23 protein-coding genes and 1 tRNA gene are annotated in these 21,051 nt (G+C 61.5%); 18 read left to right on the top strand and 6 right to left on the bottom strand.

From position 1 onward, the window contains the following. Positions 1-124 precede the first annotated feature (124 nt). The 5 genes from AC1Q9F_RS24385 to AC1Q9F_RS24365 all read left to right on the top strand — a co-directional run bounded on the left by AC1Q9F_RS24385 (position 125) and on the right by AC1Q9F_RS24365 (position 3,977). Positions 125-685: a YbhB/YbcL family Raf kinase inhibitor-like protein gene (locus tag AC1Q9F_RS24385; protein ID WP_492621085.1), complete on the top strand. Its 561-nt coding sequence runs from the start codon at positions 125-127 to the stop codon at positions 683-685. Positions 686-773: 88 nt separating this feature from the next. Then, positions 774-2,465 (top strand): vWA domain-containing protein, encoded by a 1,692-nt coding sequence (locus tag AC1Q9F_RS24380; protein ID WP_492621086.1) that lies wholly within the window; start codon positions 774-776, stop codon positions 2,463-2,465. Between the two features lie 29 nt (positions 2,466-2,494). Further along, entirely contained in the window at positions 2,495-3,076 is a 582-nt protein-coding gene (locus AC1Q9F_RS24375; RefSeq protein WP_243459142.1) for an RNA polymerase sigma factor, read from the top strand. Continuing rightward, the gene (locus AC1Q9F_RS24370) at positions 3,073-3,687 is read left to right on the top strand and encodes a hypothetical protein (RefSeq protein WP_492621087.1); all 615 of its coding nucleotides are present in this window, start codon (positions 3,073-3,075) and stop codon (positions 3,685-3,687) included. Before AC1Q9F_RS24375 ends, AC1Q9F_RS24370 begins: the two co-directional genes overlap by 4 nt. A 20-nt stretch (positions 3,688-3,707) precedes the next feature. Next, on the top strand, positions 3,708-3,977 hold the full coding sequence (locus AC1Q9F_RS24365; RefSeq protein ID WP_243459123.1) for a hypothetical protein: 270 nt from the start codon (positions 3,708-3,710) through the stop codon (positions 3,975-3,977). 65 nt (positions 3,978-4,042) lie between these two features. Here AC1Q9F_RS24365 and AC1Q9F_RS24360 read toward each other — a convergent pair. Next, positions 4,043-4,119, bottom strand: a tRNA-Arg gene (locus AC1Q9F_RS24360). A 198-nt stretch (positions 4,120-4,317) separates the two neighbouring features. Here AC1Q9F_RS24360 and AC1Q9F_RS24355 point away from each other — a divergent pair. The 6 genes from AC1Q9F_RS24355 (at position 4,318) to AC1Q9F_RS24330 (ending at position 10,022) form a co-directional block, all read left to right on the top strand. Next, entirely contained in the window at positions 4,318-4,545 is a 228-nt protein-coding gene (locus AC1Q9F_RS24355; RefSeq protein ID WP_492621088.1) for a RebB family R body protein, read from the top strand. Beyond that, a complete protein-coding gene (locus AC1Q9F_RS24350; RefSeq protein ID WP_492621089.1) occupies positions 4,545-5,084 on the top strand; it encodes a hypothetical protein in 540 nt (179 codons plus the stop codon). The genes AC1Q9F_RS24355 and AC1Q9F_RS24350 overlap by 1 nt, the downstream gene beginning before the upstream one ends. 43 nt (positions 5,085-5,127) lie before the next feature. Further along, positions 5,128-5,445 carry a RebB family R body protein gene (locus AC1Q9F_RS24345; RefSeq protein WP_207984669.1) on the top strand — a complete coding sequence of 106 codons (318 nt, stop codon included), beginning with the start codon at positions 5,128-5,130 and terminating at the stop codon, positions 5,443-5,445. A 317-nt stretch (positions 5,446-5,762) separates the two neighbouring features. Then, a complete protein-coding gene (gene gabD, locus AC1Q9F_RS24340; RefSeq protein WP_127796572.1) occupies positions 5,763-7,205 on the top strand; it encodes an NADP-dependent succinate-semialdehyde dehydrogenase in 1,443 nt (480 codons plus the stop codon). A gap of 186 nt (positions 7,206-7,391) precedes the next feature. After that, the gene (gene gabT / locus AC1Q9F_RS24335; RefSeq protein WP_007957613.1) at positions 7,392-8,669 is read left to right on the top strand and encodes a 4-aminobutyrate--2-oxoglutarate transaminase; all 1,278 of its coding nucleotides are present in this window, start codon (positions 7,392-7,394) and stop codon (positions 8,667-8,669) included. Between the two features lie 141 nt (positions 8,670-8,810). Further along, positions 8,811-10,022 (top strand): response regulator, encoded by a 1,212-nt coding sequence (locus tag AC1Q9F_RS24330; protein ID WP_007957612.1) that lies wholly within the window; start codon positions 8,811-8,813, stop codon positions 10,020-10,022. A gap of 27 nt (positions 10,023-10,049) precedes the next feature. Here the strand turns inward: AC1Q9F_RS24330 and AC1Q9F_RS24325 are convergent, their stop codons facing one another. After that, a complete protein-coding gene (locus tag AC1Q9F_RS24325; protein WP_007957611.1) occupies positions 10,050-11,039 on the bottom strand; it encodes a GGDEF domain-containing protein in 990 nt (329 codons plus the stop codon). 145 nt (positions 11,040-11,184) lie between these two features. Then, on the bottom strand, positions 11,185-12,369 hold the full coding sequence (desA, locus tag AC1Q9F_RS24320) for a delta-9 fatty acid desaturase DesA (protein ID WP_115076129.1): 1,185 nt from the start codon (positions 12,367-12,369) through the stop codon (positions 11,185-11,187). Positions 12,370-12,515: 146 nt separating this feature from the next. Here desA and dibA point away from each other — a divergent pair, with 146 nt between their 5' ends. The 6 genes from dibA to AC1Q9F_RS24290 all read left to right on the top strand — a co-directional run bounded on the left by dibA (position 12,516) and on the right by AC1Q9F_RS24290 (position 18,723). Beyond that, on the top strand, positions 12,516-14,435 hold the full coding sequence (gene dibA / locus AC1Q9F_RS24315) for a phosphodiesterase DibA (RefSeq protein ID WP_492621090.1): 1,920 nt from the start codon (positions 12,516-12,518) through the stop codon (positions 14,433-14,435). Between the two features lie 190 nt (positions 14,436-14,625). After that, a complete protein-coding gene (oscA, locus tag AC1Q9F_RS24310) occupies positions 14,626-14,808 on the top strand; it encodes a sulfur starvation response protein OscA (RefSeq protein WP_007952821.1) in 183 nt (60 codons plus the stop codon). Positions 14,809-14,940: 132 nt separating this feature from the next. Beyond that, complete coding sequence (locus AC1Q9F_RS24305; RefSeq protein ID WP_096821860.1) at positions 14,941-15,954, top strand: sulfate ABC transporter substrate-binding protein; 1,014 nt, start codon at positions 14,941-14,943, stop codon at positions 15,952-15,954. Positions 15,955-16,025: 71 nt separating this feature from the next. Beyond that, the gene (gene cysT, locus AC1Q9F_RS24300) at positions 16,026-16,844 is read left to right on the top strand and encodes a sulfate ABC transporter permease subunit CysT (RefSeq protein WP_007952818.1); all 819 of its coding nucleotides are present in this window, start codon (positions 16,026-16,028) and stop codon (positions 16,842-16,844) included. 13 nt (positions 16,845-16,857) lie between these two features. Beyond that, on the top strand, positions 16,858-17,730 hold the full coding sequence (gene cysW, locus AC1Q9F_RS24295; protein WP_007952817.1) for a sulfate ABC transporter permease subunit CysW: 873 nt from the start codon (positions 16,858-16,860) through the stop codon (positions 17,728-17,730). 3 nt (positions 17,731-17,733) lie between these two features. Further along, positions 17,734-18,723 carry a sulfate/molybdate ABC transporter ATP-binding protein gene (locus AC1Q9F_RS24290; protein ID WP_007952816.1) on the top strand — a complete coding sequence of 330 codons (990 nt, stop codon included), beginning with the start codon at positions 17,734-17,736 and terminating at the stop codon, positions 18,721-18,723. A gap of 75 nt (positions 18,724-18,798) precedes the next feature. On the opposite strand, the gene AC1Q9F_RS24285 is transcribed toward AC1Q9F_RS24290, so the two are convergent. After that, on the bottom strand, positions 18,799-19,323 hold the full coding sequence (locus AC1Q9F_RS24285; RefSeq protein WP_492621091.1) for an Mpo1 family 2-hydroxy fatty acid dioxygenase: 525 nt from the start codon (positions 19,321-19,323) through the stop codon (positions 18,799-18,801). Positions 19,324-19,408: 85 nt separating this feature from the next. Here AC1Q9F_RS24285 and AC1Q9F_RS24280 point away from each other — a divergent pair, with 85 nt between their 5' ends. Beyond that, the gene (locus AC1Q9F_RS24280) at positions 19,409-20,092 is read left to right on the top strand and encodes a Crp/Fnr family transcriptional regulator (RefSeq protein ID WP_492621092.1); all 684 of its coding nucleotides are present in this window, start codon (positions 19,409-19,411) and stop codon (positions 20,090-20,092) included. A gap of 18 nt (positions 20,093-20,110) precedes the next feature. Here AC1Q9F_RS24280 and uraH read toward each other — a convergent pair whose 3' ends face one another. Together uraH and AC1Q9F_RS24270 are read right to left on the bottom strand one after the other, a co-directional pair. Beyond that, the gene (uraH, locus tag AC1Q9F_RS24275) at positions 20,111-20,521 is read right to left on the bottom strand and encodes a hydroxyisourate hydrolase (protein WP_007952813.1); all 411 of its coding nucleotides are present in this window, start codon (positions 20,519-20,521) and stop codon (positions 20,111-20,113) included. Positions 20,522-20,537: 16 nt separating this feature from the next. Then, positions 20,538-21,020, bottom strand: coding sequence for a GlcG/HbpS family heme-binding protein (locus AC1Q9F_RS24270; RefSeq protein ID WP_492621093.1), 483 nt, complete (start codon positions 21,018-21,020; stop codon positions 20,538-20,540). Between the last annotated feature and the right edge of the window lie 31 nt (positions 21,021-21,051).

The raw sequence follows: 21,051 nt of genomic DNA, 5'->3' as shown, positions 1-21,051 counted from the left end.
AGGCATTTCTCTTACGAGTTTGGGCTGCATTGCGAGGTTCAGCCATTTCCCACTGCCACGGCACGAACGGTACGGCTATAGTTTGCAGGCCGACGAAGGCCCAACTGCACAAGGTGCTCCCGGAATGACCCGATTGACCTCTCTCAACCCTTGGCTGGCGGCCGTTGCCATCGCCCTTTGCGTGCAGTTTCCGGCGCAGGCCCAGGAGCGTTTCACCCTCAGCATTCCCGGTGTGTCGGATAACCGTCTGTTCACCTCGGCGGCGGCCAGCGATGCGGCCGGCTGCGGCGGCAAGAACCAGTCGCCGGCCCTGAGCTGGAATGCCGGCCCGAGCGGCACCCTGAGCTACGCCATCGTCATGCACGATCCGGACGGCCAGAAAGGCTCGGGCGTCGATCACTGGATTCACTACGGGATCAAGGCCACGACCCGGCAGATTCCGGCGGGTGTCGGCGCCAAATCGGCCCTTGAAGGTGTCGGTGGCACCAACAGCAAAGGCACCACCAGCTACATCGGCCCATGCCCGCCGGTTGGCGACAGCGCTCACCACTACATCATCCAGATCTACGCCCTGGATCTGGCCCCGGACGCCTTGCCCGCCGGGCTGACCCGCGCCCAGTTGATGGAAAAAATCAAAGGCCACGTGCTGCGCAACAGCAGTGCGGTGCGGCGTTATCACCGCTGAAAAAATTTTCGGCGAGGTTTAACCCGAACTGAAAGGGCTGCCCGTCTCAGGGGATGAATGGATCAATTCTTCCCCGAGGTCAGCCCCCATGTCCCTTCCTTCCACGCTTCTGCGCCCCCTTGCTGCCAGTGTGTTGCTGGTGGTTGCCGGTTGCGGTGTTTCCTCCAGCCCGGAAACCACTGTCGCGCCGCCTCCGGCGCAGACCGAACTGAAATCTTCCGTGCAGCCTGAAGCGGTCATGGCCGATAGCGCGATGGCCAAGCGCAGTGCACTGGCGGCGCCGATCGCCAGTTTTGCACCGATGCCGGCCGGTGAAAGTTATCCACAAGGCTATCGCGACGAACAGCGCGAGCAGTACGCCAAGCTGGCCGACAATCCGATCCACAGCGTCACCGAAACCCCGGTCTCGACCTTCAGCGCCGACGTCGACACCGGCGCCTACGCCAATGTGCGACGGCTGCTCAATCAGGGTCGGCTGCCGCCGGAAGGCGCAGTGCGGCTGGAAGAGATGGTCAATTACTTTCCCTACGACTACGCGCTGCCCAGCGATGGCTCGCCCTTCGGCGTGACTACCGAACTGGCCGCTTCACCGTGGAACCCGCACACCCGCTTGCTGCGTATCGGCATCAAGGCCTCCGACCGCGCGGTGGCGGAACTGGCCCCGGCCAATCTGGTGTTTCTGGTGGATGTTTCCGGCTCAATGGACCGCCGCGAAGGCTTGCCACTGGTCAAAAGCACCCTGAAATTGCTGGTCGATCAATTGCGCGAACAGGATCGGGTATCGCTGGTGGTGTATGCCGGCGAATCCAGAGTGGTACTGGAGCCGACTTCCGGACGGGAAAAGGCGAAAATTCGCACGGCCATCGAGCAGTTGACCGCCGGTGGCTCGACCGCCGGCGCTTCAGGCATCGAACTGGCTTACCAGATGGCGCAGCAGGCGTTCATCCCCAAAGGCATCAACCGCATCCTGTTGGCCACCGACGGTGACTTCAATGTCGGCATCAGCGACTTCGACAGCCTGAAACAAATGGCTGTGGATAAGCGCAAGACCGGGATTTCCCTGACCACCCTGGGTTTCGGTGTGGATAACTACAATGAACACCTGATGGAACAACTGGCCGATGCCGGTGACGGCAACTACGCCTACATCGACAACCTGCGCGAGGCGCGCAAGGTGTTGGTGGATCAACTCGGTTCGACCCTCGCCGTGGTGGCGAAAAACGTCAAGTTGCAGGTCGAGTTCAACCCGGCGCAGGTCAGCGAATACCGCCTGCTCGGCTACGAAAACCGCGCACTGAAGCGTGAGGATTTCAGCAATGACAAGGTCGATGCTGGTGAAATCGGTGCAGGCCATACGGTAACGGCGTTGTATGAAATCGTCCCGACAGGCGAGAACGGTTGGCTGGAACCGCTGCGTTACGGAAAAACCGATGCAGTGGTTTCCGAGAAGAAAGGAGAATTGGCAATGCTGCGCGTGCGATATCAAAAGCCTGAGGGTGGGAAAAGTCTGCTGATCGAGCGGCCGATTGCCAGTCAGGTTGCGCCGGCCAGTGAGGATCTGCGTTTCGCTGCCGCCGTCGCCGCGTTTTCCCAGCAACTCAAGGACGGTCGCTACATCGGCGATTTCAGCTTGAAGGACACCGAAGCCTTGGCCCGAGGTGCGCGCGGCGATGACCGCTTCGGCTTGCGCAACGAGTTCGTGCAACTGGTGGAACTGGCGCAGAGCCTGCGTAGTTCTACTGCTTCCAACGCAATGTCCACTGAGCGACGGATTGAATAGTGAGCCGCCTCAAAGGCTTCATCACACAGCTGTTTGCTTCTGCAGACAGCCTTGAGGCCAGCAGCGACGAATCGCTGCTGGCCCGATATCGCGAGGGTGACGGCAAGGCGTTCGAGATCCTGTACGCCCGTCATCGGCAGAGTCTTTACCGGTTTCTGCTCGGTTTGAGCGGCAAACCTGAACTGGCCGATGAGGTTTTCCAGGAGACCTGGCTGAGCCTGATCCGCAGTGCCAGTCAGCCACAGGGCCGGGCGACCTTTCGTACGTGGTTGTTCCAGATTGCCCGCAATCGCCTGATCGACCACTGGCGCAAACACGGCGCCCGGCAACCGCTGCATGACAGCTACGACGAACAATCCCACGCCGTCAGCGACGACGCCTCCGATCCCGAACAACTGCTCAACCTAAGCCGCGACAGCGAGCGCCTGGAGAGCGCCCTGCAATCCTTGCCCGCCGACCAGCGCGAAGTGTTCCTGCTGCGCGCCCACGGCGACCTCGACCTGGCGCAAATCGCCAGTCTCACCGAAACACCGCTGGAAACCGTCAAGAGCCGCTTGCGCTACGCCCAGCAAAAACTGCGTCGGCTGCTGGCCGAGGAGGTACTGACATGACGGACGCCCGCCCGACACCCGAAGAGCAAGTGCTCAAGCACGTGCGCGAACAGCACAACGCCGAGCCGCCGGCGCATCTCGATGCGCTGATCCTCAGCGCCGCCCGCCGTGAAACCCCGGCGCCACGGCAGAGCCTGTGGCAACGCTGGCTCAAGGCCTGCCAGCAACCGCGCTACCAAGTGGCTTTTGCCAGTCTGGTCGGCATCGCGCTGATGCTGTCGCTGGTGCAGCGCGCGCCGGAACCCGTGGCTCAATTTGACTTCGCCCCTGCTGCCAAACCGGCCGCGCCTGTGGTCCGCCAGGAGGCCCGATCGCTGTCGGCCCCGGCCGGCGCGCTTTCTGCGCCAGCACCCGCAATGGCTCCCGCGCCGATGGCGGAAATGGCTGCGCCGATGCAGAGCGAATCGATCAGCGCCGACACGGCGGACGAAGCCAAGGTCAGCAAGCGCGCCGCCGCCCCGGTCAACGGTCTCGACGAGCAACTGCGCGAGGTCCTGCGCCTGCGCGAGTCCGGCCAGTCGCAAGCGGCCGACAGCCTGTTCAACAACCTACACAAGCGCTACCCGAACGTGAATCTCGACCTGCGACTGGAAAAAATCCGCAAGAACTGACCGTATCAGCCATCCGCCATTTGGCATTGACCCGCAAAAACGCGCACTATCGGGTCATTGCCGATGCGCTGGAGGATGCCGTGGCCCAAAAAATCGACCGCATCGCCCAAATGCTCAACTGCCCGGTGAAGGGTGAGGAACTGCGGCGGGCAGTGACGGAGAGTCGCAAGGAGTTTCTTCTGGCCAAGCAGGCTGAAGACGATCTGGAGGAAGACGTTCTCGATGATGACTTGATCGAGGACGAAGAAGACGATGATGAATACGACGAGTTTGACTGGACGACGGAGTGAGTCGCCAGCCAGCAGACACAAAAAAGCCCCGGACCTTGCAGTCCGGGGCTTTTTCGTTTTGTTCATGGCGCACCAGGCGGGATTCGAACCCACGACCCCTGCCTTCGGAGGGCAGTACTCTATCCAGCTGAGCTACTGGTGCAGCGGGCGACATCATACCTAGGTCGGCTCGGGGCGTCCATGCCGGTTTTTGCCGGGTCATTGTCAGTGTTTGTGTCGGTGCAGGGCGCATTCCAAAAGGCTGTAACGTCCTGCAAAACGCTCTCGTGGCAGTTTGGCGCAGCTGTTCTATTGTTTTCCTGCGGCGGGTTCCTCGATCGCCTTATTCAGGGAGAAAAGCATGAGCGTCGTCAATCCTCAAGTCACTGATTCCGTCACTCAATCGACGGTGCAGGTCATCGGTTCTGCGCCCGCCACGGCCATTGCCACGCTGACTCAGGTCAGCAGTCATGCGGTCAGTCTGGCGTTGCAGAACGCGGTCAGCCATCAGCAGGCGTTGAACATTATCGGCAACGCCACCGTGGCGGCGGCCGTGCAGCAGATTCTCGCGGTGGGAGGGCGATCCTGATGGCCAGGGAAAAGGCGCAGACTGACGGCGCGGAACAGCCGGCCGTCGATCCGGCCGCCGCTGCAGCTTCGTTGCTCGAATCGCTCAACGAGCATCTGCTCCAGCAATCGGCTGACGGTGTGGGGGCCGACGCCTTGAACCGGCAGATCGTGGAAGCGGTGAACCTGCTCAACGCTCAGCTGGCTGCCCATGCGCCCGCACTGGCGTCGTTGGGGTCGGAGCTGCTGATTCGTCAGGCCAGCGGACTGGTGGCGCAGTCGGCGGCGAGCTACTTCGATGGCGTCACCAAGCTCGCTCTGGCCTCTCAAGGTGTGCTGTTGCGCAAGATGACCGAGAGCATCATCAAGGATGATCTCGATGCCGCCACCGAAAGTGCGCTCGGCGCTTTGAATACCCATCTGCTGGTGGGCGGAGCTGCGGCGGTGGCCGCGGCGAGTGGAGTGCTGGACGCCGACGGCGTGAACCAGGCTCTTGAGCGAATCAACCAGAGCATTGCCCAGTTCAGCGCCAGTCAGCCAGAGCGGTCGTCCGGCACCTGAGCAATATTTGCAACACTCACTGTCCCTTGAAAGGAGTCGGAACATGGCAACCGTGAATGATCAGATCACCGATGCGGTCACCCAGACCAGCGTCAAGGTTGTGGCCGAAGCACCGGCCATGGCGATGGGCAACATTTATCAGAGCATGGCGCACTCGACCGGCATCCTGTTCGAGAACGCCGTCAGCGCCCAGCAGCAACAGAACACCCTGGCGCAAGCGGCGACCAATCAGGGCGTGATGCAGATTTACAGCGTCGATACCACAGCCGGCGCCGCGGCCACGGAGAAAGTCGCGCAGGCGGGTGTTGCCGACAACCTGACCAGTCTGTTGACGGTGCTCAAATCGTTTCAGGATAAGTAGTCCCCACCCTCTGCTCCCTGCCGTTCGACGGCGGCAGGGAACACGGGCGCTTGTACGTTGATCTGAAATGTTCAGCAATTGCGGCGTTTTTGTTCTTTTTTTCGAACGCCCTATTGTCCTTCAACCCCTTTGAACCTAGGATTCGTTTGAGATTTCAAACGCTCCTTATTCAGGTGCTGAGCCGCACGCGTTTTGAGTCGTGCGCTATTTATGTGCCAGCCCGGTAAATGATTTCCCTGACGGCAGCCTTGCGAGGCGCCTTTCTACAATCATAATTTTGCTCCGCGCCTTGCGCGGTGCTGTTAAGGAAAGCCGACATGCAGCTTAAAGACACCCAGTTGTTCCGCCAGCAAGCCTTCATCGATGGCGCATGGGTCGACGCGGACAACGGTCAGACGATCAAGGTCAACAACCCGGCCACCGGCGAGATTCTGGGCACCGTGCCGAAAATGGGCGCTGCCGAAACCCGCCGTGCCATCGAAGCCGCCGACAAGGCGCTGCCGGCCTGGCGTGCACTGACCGCCAAGGAGCGTGCAGGCAAACTGCGTCGCTGGTTCGAACTGATGATCGAGAACCAGGACGACCTCGCTCGCCTGATGACCCTCGAACAAGGTAAACCACTGGCCGAAGCCAAGGGCGAAATCGTTTACGCCGCTTCGTTCATCGAGTGGTTCGCCGAAGAAGCCAAGCGCATTTACGGCGACGTGATTCCAGGCCACCAGCCGGACAAGCGCCTGATCGTGATCAAACAACCGATCGGCGTTACCGCTGCTATCACCCCGTGGAACTTCCCGGCGGCGATGATCACCCGTAAAGCAGGTCCTGCGCTGGCCGCCGGTTGCACCATGGTGCTCAAGCCTGCTTCGCAAACCCCGTTCTCCGCATTTGCCCTGGCCGAACTGGCCCAGCGCGCCGGCATCCCTAAAGGTGTGTTCAGCGTGGTGTCCGGCAGCGCCGGCGACATCGGCAGCGAGCTGACCAGCAACCCGATCGTGCGCAAATTGTCCTTCACCGGCTCGACCGAAATCGGTCGTCAGCTGATGTCGGAATGCGCCAAGGACATCAAAAAAGTCTCCTTGGAACTGGGCGGCAACGCGCCGTTCATCGTGTTCGACGACGCGGACCTGGATAAGGCCGTCGAAGGCGCGATCATTTCCAAGTACCGCAACAACGGCCAGACCTGCGTCTGCGCCAACCGTCTGTACATTCAGGATTCGGTCTACGACGCGTTCGCCGAGAAGCTGAAAGTGGCAGTCGCCAAGCTGAAGATCGGCAACGGTCTGGAAGACGGTACCACCACTGGCCCGCTGATCGACGAGAAAGCCGTGGCCAAGGTGCAAGAGCACATCGCTGACGCGGTGAGCAAAGGCGCAACCGTTCTGGCCGGCGGCAAACCGATGGAAGGCAACTTCTTTGAGCCGACCATCCTGACCAACGTGCCGAAAGACGCTGCCGTGGCCAAGGAAGAAACCTTCGGTCCGTTGGCGCCGCTGTTCCGCTTCAAAGACGAAGCCGACGTGATCGCGATGTCGAACGACACCGAGTTCGGTCTGGCCTCGTACTTCTACGCTCGCGACCTGGGCCGTGTGTTCCGTGTGGCGGAAGCCCTGGAGTACGGCATGGTCGGCGTCAACACCGGGCTGATCTCCAACGAAGTCGCGCCGTTCGGCGGCATCAAGGCCTCGGGCCTGGGCCGTGAAGGCTCCAAGTACGGCATCGAAGATTACCTGGAAATCAAATACCTCTGCCTGGGCATCTAAGTCTCGGTAGAAGATCGCTGTAAACGCAAAGGGCACGAGAGCGCTGTCCCTTTGCGTCGTTTCAAACCGGAATTTTCTCTGCGGACGGGAACGCCGTGGCAGTCGATCATCGCATGCTGCCACCGCCGATTCCTCCCGCTTTATCCTTGAACCACGCCGCCCGATGAGCGGCGAATGAGGACTGTAATGAGCAAGACTAACGCTGAACTGATGGCCCGTCGTACCGCAGCTGTTCCACGTGGTGTTGGCCAGATTCACCCGATCTTCGCCGAGTCCGCGAAGAACGCCACCGTTACCGACGTTGAAGGTCGTGAATTCATCGACTTCGCCGGCGGTATCGCCGTACTGAACACCGGCCACGTGCACCCGAAAATCATCGCCGCCGTGACCGAGCAGCTGAACAAGCTGACCCACACCTGCTTCCAGGTTCTGGCCTACGAGCCGTACGTTGAGCTGTGCGAGAAAATCAACGCTCGCGTACCGGGCGACTTCGCCAAGAAAACCCTGCTGGTGACCACCGGTTCCGAAGCCGTTGAAAACGCCGTGAAAATCGCTCGTGCCGCCACTGGCCGCGCTGGTGTGATCGCCTTCACCGGCGCTTACCACGGTCGTACCATGATGACCCTGGGCCTGACCGGTAAAGTCGTGCCTTACTCGGCCGGCATGGGCCTGATGCCAGGCGGCATCTTCCGCGCGCTGTACCCGAACGAACTGCACGGCGTGAGCATCGACGACTCGATCGCTTCCATCGAGCGCATCTTCAAGAACGACGCCGAGCCGAAAGACATCGCCGCGATCATCATCGAGCCTGTACAGGGTGAAGGTGGTTTCTACGTCGCGCCGAAAGAATTCATGAAGCGTCTGCGCGCTCTGTGCGACCAGCACGGCATCCTGCTGATCGCTGACGAAGTGCAGACCGGCGCTGGCCGTACCGGCACTTTCTTCGCCATGGAACAGATGGGCGTTGCTGCCGATCTGACCACCTTCGCCAAATCCATCGCTGGCGGCTTCCCGCTGGCCGGTGTATGCGGCAAGGCCGAATACATGGACGCCATCGCCCCAGGCGGCCTGGGCGGCACCTACGCCGGTAGCCCGATCGCTTGCGCCGCGGCCCTGGCCGTGATGGAAGTGTTCGAAGAAGAAAAACTGCTGGACCGCTGCAAGGCTGTCGGCGAGCGTCTGGTCACCGGTCTGAAAGCCATCCAGGCCAAGTACCCGGTGATCGGCGAAGTCCGTGCCCTGGGCGCAATGATCGCCGTCGAGCTGTTCGAAAACGGCGACAGCCACAAGCCAAACCCGACCGCCGTCGCGGCTGTCGTGGCCAAGGCGCGTGACAAGGGCCTGATCCTGCTGTCCTGCGGCACCTACGGCAACGTGCTGCGCGTCCTGGTACCCCTGACCTCGCCGGACGAGCAACTGGACAAAGGCCTGGCGATCATCGAAGAGTGCTTCTCGGAGCTGTAATCCGTAGCACCGTGTGATCGGATCGACAAAAAACCCGCTTCGGCGGGTTTTTTCATGCCTGGAGAAACACTTGCGCGGTTTTCAGGTTGTACCGAAACGCCAGCATTGGCTAAGGTTCAAGCATTGCAAGGGAGGGCGAGCATGACTGCCGTCGAATTACCCGCTGTACCCCGAGTGCTGATTGCCGAGGCTGATCCCTGGTCGCGTGACCTGCTCAAACAAGTGTTGCTGAATGTGCGCTGCGATGCGCGGCTGGATCTGTGCGCCGATGGCCAGGAGGCAATGACGCTGCTCAGCGAAGTCCCCTATGACCTGGCGATCGTCGACTGGGAGTTGCCCGGCGTCGATGGCTTGAGCGTGTTGCGCAGCGTCCGCCAGCGCAAACGCAATCCGCCGCTGCCGTTCATTCTGATGAGCAGCCGCAACGACAGCGCCAGCGTGCGCGAAGCCCTGCCGCTGGCGCCGACCGCCTACCTGGCCAAACCCCTGAACATGGAAAGCCTGACCGAGCGTTTGCAGGGGCTGCTGCTCAATGCCGGCGAAGAAGTGTTCTGTGAAGTACCGGCGCTGGCGCCGGGCATGACCCTCTCGGTATTTCTCGAACGCCGCCGCGAGCAGGCCGACGGCGCACCGTTGATGACCGACGTGCAGGTGGCGGTCAAACGCAGCCTCAACCCCAACGGCCTGGACCTGAAGCTGCTGGAAGAGGAAATCCGCACCGATCCGCAGATCACCGCCGTGTTGATCGCAGCGTCGAATAGCGCCGCTCAGCATCATGGCGCGCCAGTGCAGACCCTGGCGCAGGCGCTGCATCGACTGGGTACCGGGCAAAGCATGAATCTGATTCTTGGCCTTGCACTCAAACGCAGCGCCCGACTTAGCGACCCGTGTCTGGCCGATTACGCTGAGCGCTATTGGGGCCTGTCGCTGCACACCGCCGAGTACGCCCGTACGCTGGCGCGTCTGCTCGATCTGGATCAGGAGCGCTGCTACTGCGCCGGGATGCTCCATCGTCTCGGCGATCTGGCATTGCTGCGTTGTCTTCAAGAGTGGAAGCAGGCTGGCGGCGAGCTGGATGAGCTTGAGGAAGTCGGCGATGCGCTGGCGGAATTCGGTGCGGCGTACGGCTCGGCGTTGCGCACCCGCTGGCGTTTGCCGCTGGAGCTGCGTGAGCTGATTGCCTCGGTCTACCAGCTCGGTGGCGGGGTTTACTCCCGCGAAGCGCTGGTGATGAACATGGCGGCGCAGATGGCCCGGCTGACCGAGCATGAAGGCGTTGAGGAACTGGCGAAGAGCCGCACGGCGCGGTTGCTCAAGATCGGATTGCCGGAGCTGATGCGGATGCGCAAATAGCCGTTTGATTGCGCATCCGGTCGGGAATCAGGCGGAAATGATCCGGTTCTTGCCCTGCCGTTTGGCCTCGTACATCGCCGCGTCCGCGCGGGCGAACAGGGTGTCGAGGCTTTCGTCTTCGGGAGTGAGGCTGGTCAGGCCCTGACTGACGGTGATGCCGAACGTCTGATCGGCGTGATTGAAGCTCAGTCGCTGAATTTCCCGTTGCAGCCGTTCGGCCACCTGCATCGCCATGTCCGGCGCACAGCCCGGAAAAACCGCAGCAAATTCCTCACCACCAATCCTTCCGAACAGGTCTCCCCGGCGTAACGACGCACGACCGCATTCGGCGATTCGTTGCAGCACGTTGTCGCCTTCGGGATGGCCGTAGGTGTCGTTGATCACCTTGAAGTCATCGATGTCCAGCAGCAGGAACGCCAGTGGCGCCCCTTGCAGGCGGGCGTCTTCAAACTCGCGGTGGGCGCATTCGAAGAAGTGCCGGCGATTGCTGCTCTGGGTCAGCACGTCGGTGGTGGCCAGGCGTTGCAGCTCGGTTTCCATCTGTTTCTTGTCGGTGATGTCTTCGGCGATACCGACGATGATCACCGGTTGCCCCGGTTCGTCCTGACGGTTGATGAAGCACTTGTCGCTGATCCAGCGCACCTGGCCGTCGGCGGCGATGATCCGGTATTCGCGGTCTTCCACGGCGCCTTTGTGCAGCACTTCGGCGAGGCTGCGTTCGGCGTATTCCAGATCGTCCGGGTAGATGCTGTCGCGCCACTGGTTGTAGTCGGCCAACAGCAAGGCGGCGGAGCGGCCGAAAATCCGTTCGTAGGCGGGGCTGACGTACAGCACCTGACGGGTTTCCCAGTTGAAGGCCCAAAGCACGGCGTTGACGCTGACCAGCAACGAGCTGAACAGTTGCTCGCGCTCGCTCAGCCGGGCGACTTCGCCCTGGGCGTGCATCAATGCCATCAGGGTCTGCGCGGCCTCGGGCCACTGGGGAGGGGATGAGTCTTTTTGATTGTTGTTGACCATCGACACGAATCTCAAAGGGCGTGCCGGGAAGTCGACAACGGCCACGGGAAAGCCCGCCGGGGGTGGCGAAGTGTCTTTGAGATAGGGGATCGGGGGTGAAGTTCCGAAGGGTGCGCCCGGGAACCGGACGCACCGATCAACGGCATCAGACGGCGGCAGGGCGCAGCGAGTAGGTTTTCAACTGGTCGGCGAATTCACGCAGGGACTGGATGCCACTGGCTTCGGCTTCGTGTACCCATTCCTTGATAGCGGCGAGCATGTCGTGGCCATTTGCGCTGGTCTTGACCCAGATCTGCTGCAGGGCCAGGCGTTTCTCGTAGATTACCTTCAGCGCCTGGCTGTGCTCGAGCATGTTCTGGATGCGCGCGTGGTGGCGATCTTCCAGCAGGCTGGTTTCCCGCGACAGCAGACGCTTGGCGCGATGGAACTGGTGGCGTACCGAATGATCGACCTTGGCCAGTTCCTGCTTCACCAGCGGGCCGATCACCAGCTTGCGGTACTGGGCCATGATCTGGAAGCGGTTGTTGAGGATCGCCATGGCGGTGTCCATGTCCAGGCTGCCCTTGCCTTCGACGCGGTGGGCGATCGGGGCAACACGCTGCACCTTGGCCAGACGCAGGAAGCTGAAGACCTGGATCCAGGCCCAGCCGAGGTCGAACTCCCACTTCTTGACCGACAGCTTGGCCGAATTGGGGTAGGTGTGATGGTTGTTGTGCAGTTCTTCGCCGCCGATCAGGATGCCCCAGGGCACCAGATTGGTCGCCGCGTCGCGGCATTCGAAGTTGCGGTAACCGACTGCATGGCCGAGACCGTTGACCACGCCGGCCGCCCAGACCGGGATCCACATCATCTGGATCGCCCAGATGGTGATGCCGATGGTGCCGAACAGCAGCAGGTCGACGACGGCCATGATCGCCACGCCCAGCAGCCGGTAGCGGCTGTAGAGGTTGCGTTCGATCCAGTCTTCGGGGCAGTTCTTGCCGTAGATGCGCAGGGTTTCCGGGTTCTGCGCTTCTTCGCGGTACAGCTCGGCACCTTTGCGCAGGACGGTGGACAGACCCTTGACGACCGGACTGTGCGGGTCATCTTCGGTTTCGCATTTGGCGTGGTGTTTGCGGTGGATGGCGGTCCACTCGCGGGTGTTCTGCGCCGTGGTCAGCCACAGCCAGAAACGGAAGAAATGCTTCAGGCCGGCATTCAGCTCCAGGGAGCGATGGGCCGAGTAGCGGTGCAAGTAGACCGTGACGGCAACGATCGTCACGTGGGTCATCACCAGGGTGACGGCGACCAGTGACCAGGCCGACAAGCCAAGAAAACCTTCGTACCACATAGGCTATAGGGCCCTCGATAAAGAAAAAACAGCCGTTGCATTATCACCAAGCACACAGATAAAACCAGTCGCCCTTTCAGATAAGAGATGGCTGGATGTTTCTTGACCTATAATCCCGACATTTTTGTAGGGACATGGACGGCCGAATGTCTGCCACATACCGCGATGCTTTGCGTGCAGCGCTGCTTTACCTGGTCCTTGCCGTTGTCTGGCTGCAAGGTACTGGCTATTTATTGAACAGTTTCTTCGATAACTCTGACGAACAGCTGCGCTGGCAACTGATCAACGGCTACGTGTTCGTAGCGCTCAGCGCCGGGTTGATCTTCCTGGCCCGGGCGCGGCTGTTCGAATGCCTGGGCATCGGTGCCCGATTGCGTGAGCGTCAGGCGGATCGCGAAAGGCTGCGTCAGGCCGCTGCGGTATTCGATTGCACCCGCGAAGGCGTGCTGGTCACGGACCGGCAGGGGCTGATCGTGCACGTCAATCGCGCCTTCATGGAAATCACCGGTTATCAGCGCGAGGAAGTCATTGGCCAGCAGCCCAGCCTGTTCAAGTCCGGGCACCACCCGCCGGGGTTCTATCAGGCGATGTTCGCCACGTTGCAGGCGAAGGACGAGTGGAGCGGCGAGATCTGGAACCGCCGTAAAAGCGGCGAGATCTACCCGCAATGGCAAACGATCCGGGTGATCCGCGACGAAGACGGTCGGCTCAGCCACTACGTCGCGGTGTTTTCCGACATCAGCGCGATCAAGGATTCCGAACACGAGCTCAAGCACCTGGCTCACCACGATCCGCTGACCGACCTGCCCAACCGCCTGCTGTTCAGCGACCGCGCCGAACAGGCGCTGGCATCGGCGCAGACGCACAAGCGCGGTTGCGCGCTGCTGATGATCGATCTGGACCACTTCAAACTGATCAACGACAGCCTCGGCCACAACATCGGTGACCGTTTGCTCAAGGCGGTCGCCGCGCGTTTGCAGGCGTTGTTCGGGCCGGGCATCACTCTGGCGCGGCTGGGCGGCGATGAGTTCGCGGTCCTGCTGGAAAGTTGTCCACAGCCGGCGCAGGCGGCGGCGCTGGCTCAGCGCATTCTCGATGTGCTCAAGGAACCGTTCTGCCTCGACGGCCACGAGCTGTTCATCAACGCCAGCCTCGGCATCAGCCTGTTTCCCAGCGATGCGCTGAGCGCCGAACAGCTGTTGCGCAACGCCGATGCTGCGCTGTTCAAGGCCAAGAGCAGCGGCCGCAACGGCTACGCGCTGTACACCGAAGAACTCACGGCCCACGCCCAGCAGCGGGTCGAAATCGCCTTCGAATTGCGCCGCGCGCTGGAGCAGCAGGAGCTGCGGGTCTACTACCAACCGGTACACGACCTGAAAACCAGTCGCCTGATCGGCGTCGAAGCGTTGGTGCGCTGGGAGCATCCGCAGCGGGGCCTGGTGTCGCCGGCGGAGTTCATCCCGATTGCCGAGCGCACCGGGCTGATCTCGGAAATCGATGCCTGGGTCATGCAGCAGGCCTGCCGGCAGATGTGCCAATGGCAGCAGGCCGGGGTGGTGCTGTCGTTTGTTGCGGTGAACGTGTCGTCACGCTTGTTCGCCCGTCGCGAATTGTACGAGCAGGTTGCACAGGTGCTGCACGAGACCGGTCTGGATCCGGCCTATCTGGAACTGGAGGTCACCGAAAGCGCAGTCATGGACGATCCGGAAGTCGCGCTGGAGCAGATGCATCGGCTGCGCGAGCTGGGCATTCGTCTGGCCATCGATGACTTCGGCACCGGTTATTCGTCGTTGCTGCGGCTCAAGCGCCTGCCGGTGCAGAAACTCAAGATCGATCAGGGCTTCGTCGCCGGCCTGCCGTGGGACGAGGACGACGCGGCGATCGTCCGGGTGATTATCGCTCTGGCCCGCAGCATGGGCATGCAGGTGCACGCCGAGGGCATCGAACAGGCGGAGCAGGCGGCGTTCCTGCTGGGCCAGGCCTGTGATCTGGGGCAGGGCTACTGGTTTGGGCGGCCGGTCCCGGAAGCGCAAATCGACTGGAACCGGGCGCCCTTGATCGGCTGAGGGCGGCGTACGGTGGGTTTGCCAACGGGCAAATCCGCCGCAAACCCTTGCTGCATCACATAATGTTTTCCAGTTATATAAACATTCTTAAATAGTCTTTTTAAGAATATCCAAAGCTCTCTTATATTGCTCCCACGCCGAACGCAGTGCCGCCCACTGCCAGGCATATCCCATACAAAGGAGCAGCACCATGAGCGCATCCCTGCGTAGCGTTGACGGTCAGGACGAAAGCACCATCTTGCGCGAAATCCAGAGCGCCTTGCGCGACCTGCGTTTCGGCGCGGTGGAAATCACTGTGCATAACGCCCAGGTGGTCCAGATCGAACGCAAAGAAAAATTCCGTCTGCAGCAACCGGGTAACAAACCGGCCTGATTCGTAGTCTGCGGCAGCTCCTGCGGGGAGCTGTTGGCAGAAGCTGCCACAGGCTGCGGTCGTTGAATGAGCAACCCGATTCCAGCAATCCATAAGAAAAAGCCACCACCAAGAATTCCAGGAGCTTTCACCATGTCGTCGATTCGCCGTTACGCTTTGGCCGCCCTGGCCAGTGCTGTGTTTGCCGGTTCCGCGGTTGCCAAGGATTACGAACTGCTCAACGTGTCGTATGACCCGACGCGCGAGCTGTATCAGGATTACAACGCCGAGTTCGTGAAGTACTGGCAGGCAGAGCATGCCGGCGACACCGTGAAAATCCAGCAATCCCACGGCGGTTCGGGCAAGCAGGGCCGAGCGGTGATCGACGGTCTGCGCGCCGACGTCGTGACCCTGGCCCTGGCCGGCGACATCGACGAAATCGCCAAGCTCGGCAAGACCCTGCCGGCTGACTGGCAGAAGCGTCTGCCGGACGCCAGCACCCCGTACACCTCGACCATCGTGTTCCTGGTGCGCAAGGGCAACCCGAAAGGCATCAAGGACTGGGGCGATCTGGTCAAGAACGACGTCTCGGTAATCACCCCGAACCCGAAAACCTCCGGCGGTGCACGCTGGAACTTCCTCGCGGCGTGGGCCTACGGCCTGAAAGCCAACGGCGGCAACGAAGCCAAAGCCAAGGAATACGTACAAACCCTGTTCAAGCACGTTCCGGTTCTGGACACCGGTGCCCGTGGCTCGACCATCACCTTCGTCAACAACGGTCAGGGTGACGTGTTGCTGGCCTGGGAAAACGAAGCCTTCCTGGCGCTGAAAGAAGACGGCGGCAAGGACAAGTTCGACATCGTCGTGCCTTCGCTGTCGATCCTCGCCGAACCACCGGTGGCGGTGGTCGACAAGAACGCCGAGAAGAAGGGCAACGAGCAGATCGCCGAAGCCTACCTCAAGCACTTGTACAGCCCGGCCGGTCAGGAAATCGCGGCGAAGAACTTCTACCGCCCGCGTGACAAGGACGTGGCAGCCAAGTACGCCCAGCAGTTCCCGAAACTGGAACTGGTGACCATCGACAAGGACTTCGGCGGCTGGAAAACCGCACAGCCGAAATTCTTCAACGATGGTGGCGTGTTCGACCAGATCTATCAGGCGCAGTAATCTGAAATAGGTCATAAACGAGCCCCGATTTAACCGTCGGGGCTTTGTGCGTTCTCAAACCAAGGACTTTTATGTCGCGTCGTATCTCCCCCGTCATACCCGGCTTCGGGCTGACGCTGGGCTACACCTTGGTGTACCTCAGCCTGATTGTGCTTATCCCGCTGGCGGCGATGTTCGTCCACGCCGCCCAACTCACCTGGGATCAGTTCTGGACGATCATCTCCGCGCCCCGCGTTCTCGCCGCATTGAAGTTGAGCTTCGGCACCGCACTGTGCGCCGCGATCATCAACGGCATTATCGGCACGTTGCTGGCCTGGGTGCTGGTGCGCTACACGTTCCCGGGGCGCAAGGTGATCGACGCGATGATCGATCTGCCGTTCGCCCTGCCGACCGCCGTGGCCGGTATTGCGCTGACGGCGCTGTACACGCCGACCGGGCTGGTCGGGCAGTTCGCCGCCGACCTCGGTTTCAAGATCGCCTACACCCCGCTCGGGATCACCCTGGCGCTGACCTTCGTGACCTTGCCGTTCGTGGTGCGCACGGTGCAGCCGGTGCTGGCCGACATCCCGCGTGAAGTCGAAGAAGCCGCCGCGTGCCTGGGTGCGAAACCATTGCAGGTGTTCCGTCACATCCTGCTGCCGGCGCTGTTGCCGGCCTGGCTGACCGGTTTTGCGCTGGCGTTTGCCCGTGGCGTCGGCGAGTACGGTTCGGTGATTTTCATCGCCGGCAACATGCCGATGAAAACCGAGATCCTGCCGCTGCTGATCATGGTCAAGCTCGACCAGTACGATTACACCGGCGCTACCTCCATCGGCGTGTTGATGCTGGTGGTTTCCTTCGTCCTGTTGCTGCTGATCAACTTGCTGCAGCGGCGCATCGAAACCCCATAAGGAGGCGCGAACCATGTCCCAATCGTCTATTGCGGCCGCTTCCTCGGCCAACGCCGCCCGCCGTGGCAGTGCCACTTCGCGGCGGATCCTGATCGGCCTCGGCTGGCTGATTTTTTTCCTGTTTCTGGTGCTGCCGCTGTTCATCGTGGTGTCGCAGGGATTGAAGAACGGCCTCGGCGCGTTCTTCACCGCGATCTTTGAACCGGATGCCTTGTCGGCCCTGAAACTCACCGTGATTGCGGTGCTGATTTCGGTGCCGCTGAACCTGGTGTTCGGTGTCAGTGCCGCGTGGTGCGTGAGCAAATACTCGTTCCGCGGCAAGAGTATGCTGGTGACCCTGATCGACCTGCCGTTCTCGGTGTCGCCGGTGATCGCGGGTCTGGTCTACGTGTTGATGTTCGGCGCCCAGGGCCTGTTCGGGCCGTGGCTGCAGGATCACGATATCCAGATCGTCTTCGCCCTGCCGGGCATCGTGCTGGCGACGATCTTCGTCACCGTGCCGTTCGTGGCCCGTGAGCTGATCCCGCTGATGCAGGAACAAGGCACTCAGGAAGAGGAAGCCGCGCGCCTGCTCGGCGCCAATGGCTGGCAGATGTTCTGGCACGTGACCGTCCCCAACATCAAATGGGGGCTGATCTATGGCGTGGTGCTGTGTACCGCGCGGGCCATGGGTGAGTTCGGTGCGGTGTCGGTGGTTTCCGGGCACATTCGCGGGGTGACCAACACCTTGCCGCTGCACGTCGAGATCCTCTACAACGAATACAACCACGTGGCCGCGTTCGCCGTGGCGAGCCTGTTGCTGATCCTGGCGCTCTTCATCCTGCTGCTCAAGCAGTGGAGCGAAAACCGTATCAACCGCCTGCGCGCCAGCGCCGCGGAGGAATAACTCATGTCGATCGAAGTGCGTAACGTCAGCAAGAATTTCAATGCGTTCAAGGCGCTGGACAACATCAGCCTGGACATCCACAGCGGTGAACTGGTGGCGCTGCTCGGCCCGTCCGGCTGCGGCAAGACCACCTTGCTGCGCATTATTGCCGGTCTGGAAACCCCGGATAACGGCAACATCGTGTTCCACGGTGAAGACGTTTCCGGCCACGACGTGCGGGATCGCAACGTCGGTTTCGTGTTCCAGCACTACGCCCTGTTCCGCCACATGACCGTATTCGACAACGTCGCGTTCGGCCTGCGCATGAAACCGAAAAACCAGCGCCCGACTGAAAGCCAGATCGCGACCAAGGTTCACGAGCTGCTGAACATGGTGCAACTGGACTGGCTGTCGGATCGCTATCCGGAACAACTGTCCGGCGGCCAGCGCCAGCGTATCGCCCTGGCCCGCGCCCTGGCGGTAGAGCCGAAAGTGTTGCTGCTTGACGAGCCGTTCGGCGCCCTCGACGCCAAGGTGCGCAAAGAGCTGCGCCGCTGGCTGGCGCGCCTGCACGAAGACATCAACCTGACCTCGGTGTTCGTGACCCACGACCAGGAAGAGGCGATGGAAGTGGCCGACCGCATCGTGGTGATGAACAAGGGTGTGATCGAGCAGATCGGTTCACCGGGCGACGTCTACGAAAATCCGGCCAGCGATTTCGTCTATCACTTCCTCGGCGATTCGAACCGCCTGCATCTGGGCGATGACAACCACGTGCTGTTCCGTCCGCACGAAGTGTCGCTGTCGCGGCATGAACTGGAGGATCACCACGCTGCTGAAGTCCGCGATATCCGGCCTCTGGGCGCGACCACGCGGGTGACGTTGAAGGTTGAGGGGCAGACGGATCTGATCGAAGCGGAAGTAGTGAAAGACCACGACAGCCTGACCGGGCTGGCCAAGGGTGAGACGTTGTTCTTCAAGCCGAAGGTCTGGCAGAAAGTCGCCAACCTCTAAAAGCATCGCGGGCAAGCCCGCTCCCACAATGGAGTGCATTCCAAATGTGGGAGCGAGCTTGCTCGCGAAAGCGGCTTACACAGCAGCCCTGTTCGGATTGACCCGCACCACCCCCGCCCGCGCCTCGATCTGCTCTTTCAGCTCATGGCGCATCCCGAGCATGAACGCCAGTTCGGCCACCACAAACAACGGCCCGACAATCAGTCCGCTCAAATCATCGACGAACGCCGGTTTGCGCCCTTCATAGTGGTGCCCGACAAACTGGATCACCCAGCCAATCACGAACATCGCCAGACCGCTGCTGAGCCAGACCATGGTGCTCTGCTGTGCCAATACATGCCCGGCCCAGACCGACAGCCCCATCAACACGGTCATCAGAACCCCGAGTTTCAGTTCCAGGCGCAGGTAAAACCACGCCGAAGCAAGGGCGGCAATCACCGCCGGGGAAATCCACAATCCGTCCACCGCCCATTCCGGCCGCGACAACAACACGGCCACCGCCACCACAATCAGCGGAATCCCGATAAAGTGGCTGGCGATGTTGCGCGGGTCACGGTGGTAAGCGGCGTATTGACTCAAATGATCGACGAGGCTTTTCATTGTTGTTCCTCCTGTAGGGTGATCGAATCATGCCCCGGGTTCACGGCTCGCTCTGTCAGGCAGGCGACAATCTTTAGGAGAACGCATGGATAAGGTTTGGCGCGAGCGCCTGCTGACCGGGCAATGGTTCAGTCATCTGCCTTCGTCCTTTCAGGATAGTCTGCTGGCGGCGGCCCGGGAGCGGCGGCTGGCGGCGGGGCAGCGCTTGTTCCAGCGCGGTGATGCGCCGTGCGGGCTGTACGCGGTGATCGACGGAGCGGTACGCATCGGCGCGGTCAGCGAGCAGGGCAAGGAGGCGTTGCTGAGCCTGGTGGAGGCGCCGCACTGGTTTGGCGAAATCTGCCTGTTCGACGGCCAGCCTCGCACGCACGATGCCTACGCGGTCGGGCCTTGTACCCTGCTGAACATTCCCCAGGCCACGCTGCTGAAACTGCTCGACGAGCAACCCGTCTATTGGCGCCATCTCGCTCTGTTGATGAGCCACAAGCTGCGCCTGACCTTCATCAACCTCGAACAACTGAGCCTGCTACCGGCCCCGGCGCGTCTGGCCCATCGCTTGCTGATGATCGCCGAGGGCTACGGCGAACTCGACCCGCCACGCCGGGTGCTGCAACTGCCCCAGGAACAGCTGGCGTCGATGCTGTCGCTGTCGCGGCAGACTACCAACCAGATCCTCAAGGAGTTGCAGGGGCAGGGGATTATCGGCTTGAGTTATGGCGAGATCGAAATCCTCGACGCCGCGCGATTGCGCGCACTGGCGACACTCTGATCTCCACCTGCCAATGGCTTACGAACCGCGATAAGTGGAGAAGCCATACGGGCTCAGCAGCAACGGAATGTGGTAGTGCTGATCCGTCTGCTTCACTTTAAAAATCACCGGAATCTCCGGAAAAAACGTCTCGTGCTTCGTCTTCTCGAAGTACTCGCCGGTCTTGAACACCACCCGATATTCACCCGCCTCGAACGGTTTGTTCGCCGGGAACAATTCGGCGATCCGCCCCTGTTCATTGGTGGTGCCCTGCGCCAGCGGCTGCCAGTCCTGACCGACATGACGTTCCAGCGTCACGTTGATGCCCGGCGACGGCAGGCCGTTTTCCAGATTGAGTACGTGCACGCTCAGCGGATTGCCGGCGGCCAGCGCCAGGCTCGAAAAAGCGCTCAAGCCAAGCGCGGCGAAAGTCATGCGCAGTGGGGTCATGGTGATGCTCCTGGGTTCAAATACGGTTGATGGACAGGCCGACGATGTCGGCAGCCTTGATCGCGCAGTTCTCGTCCTGCTCGCCGCCGCCGGAACCGGCCACGCCCATGGCGCCGACCAGTTCCTTGCCAGCGAACAGCGGGATGCCGCCGCCGAGCAACAGCAATTCATCGAGGGTGTTGAGGTTGGCGGTTTCCGGGTTGCTGCGGGCACGCTCGGCGAACAACCGGGTCGGGGTTTTCGTCGATAGCGCGGTGTAGGCCTTGCGTTGGCTGGCGGTGGTGTTGTGCGAGCCGATACCGTCGCCGCGCAAGGTCACCAGCAGGTTGCCGCCACGGTCGAGCACCGACACCGTGCCGGTGCAGTTTTCCAGCGCCGCGTCGGCCAGCAGCCGTGCGGTTTTCAGATCGAGATCGGCGTGCCGGGGCAGCTCAGGCGCAGCGAACGCGGCAGTGCCGAGGCCGATTGCCAGGCTGGCAATCAAGTATTTGACGGTCATGGGCAGGCTCCAAAAGCGAAGGCCGCCACCT

This window comes from Pseudomonas sp. GW823-FHT04A03 (genome assembly GCF_058796615.1).
The sequence above is the reverse complement of the archived record's forward strand: the minus strand, read 5'-3'. Positions and strand labels throughout refer to the sequence as shown.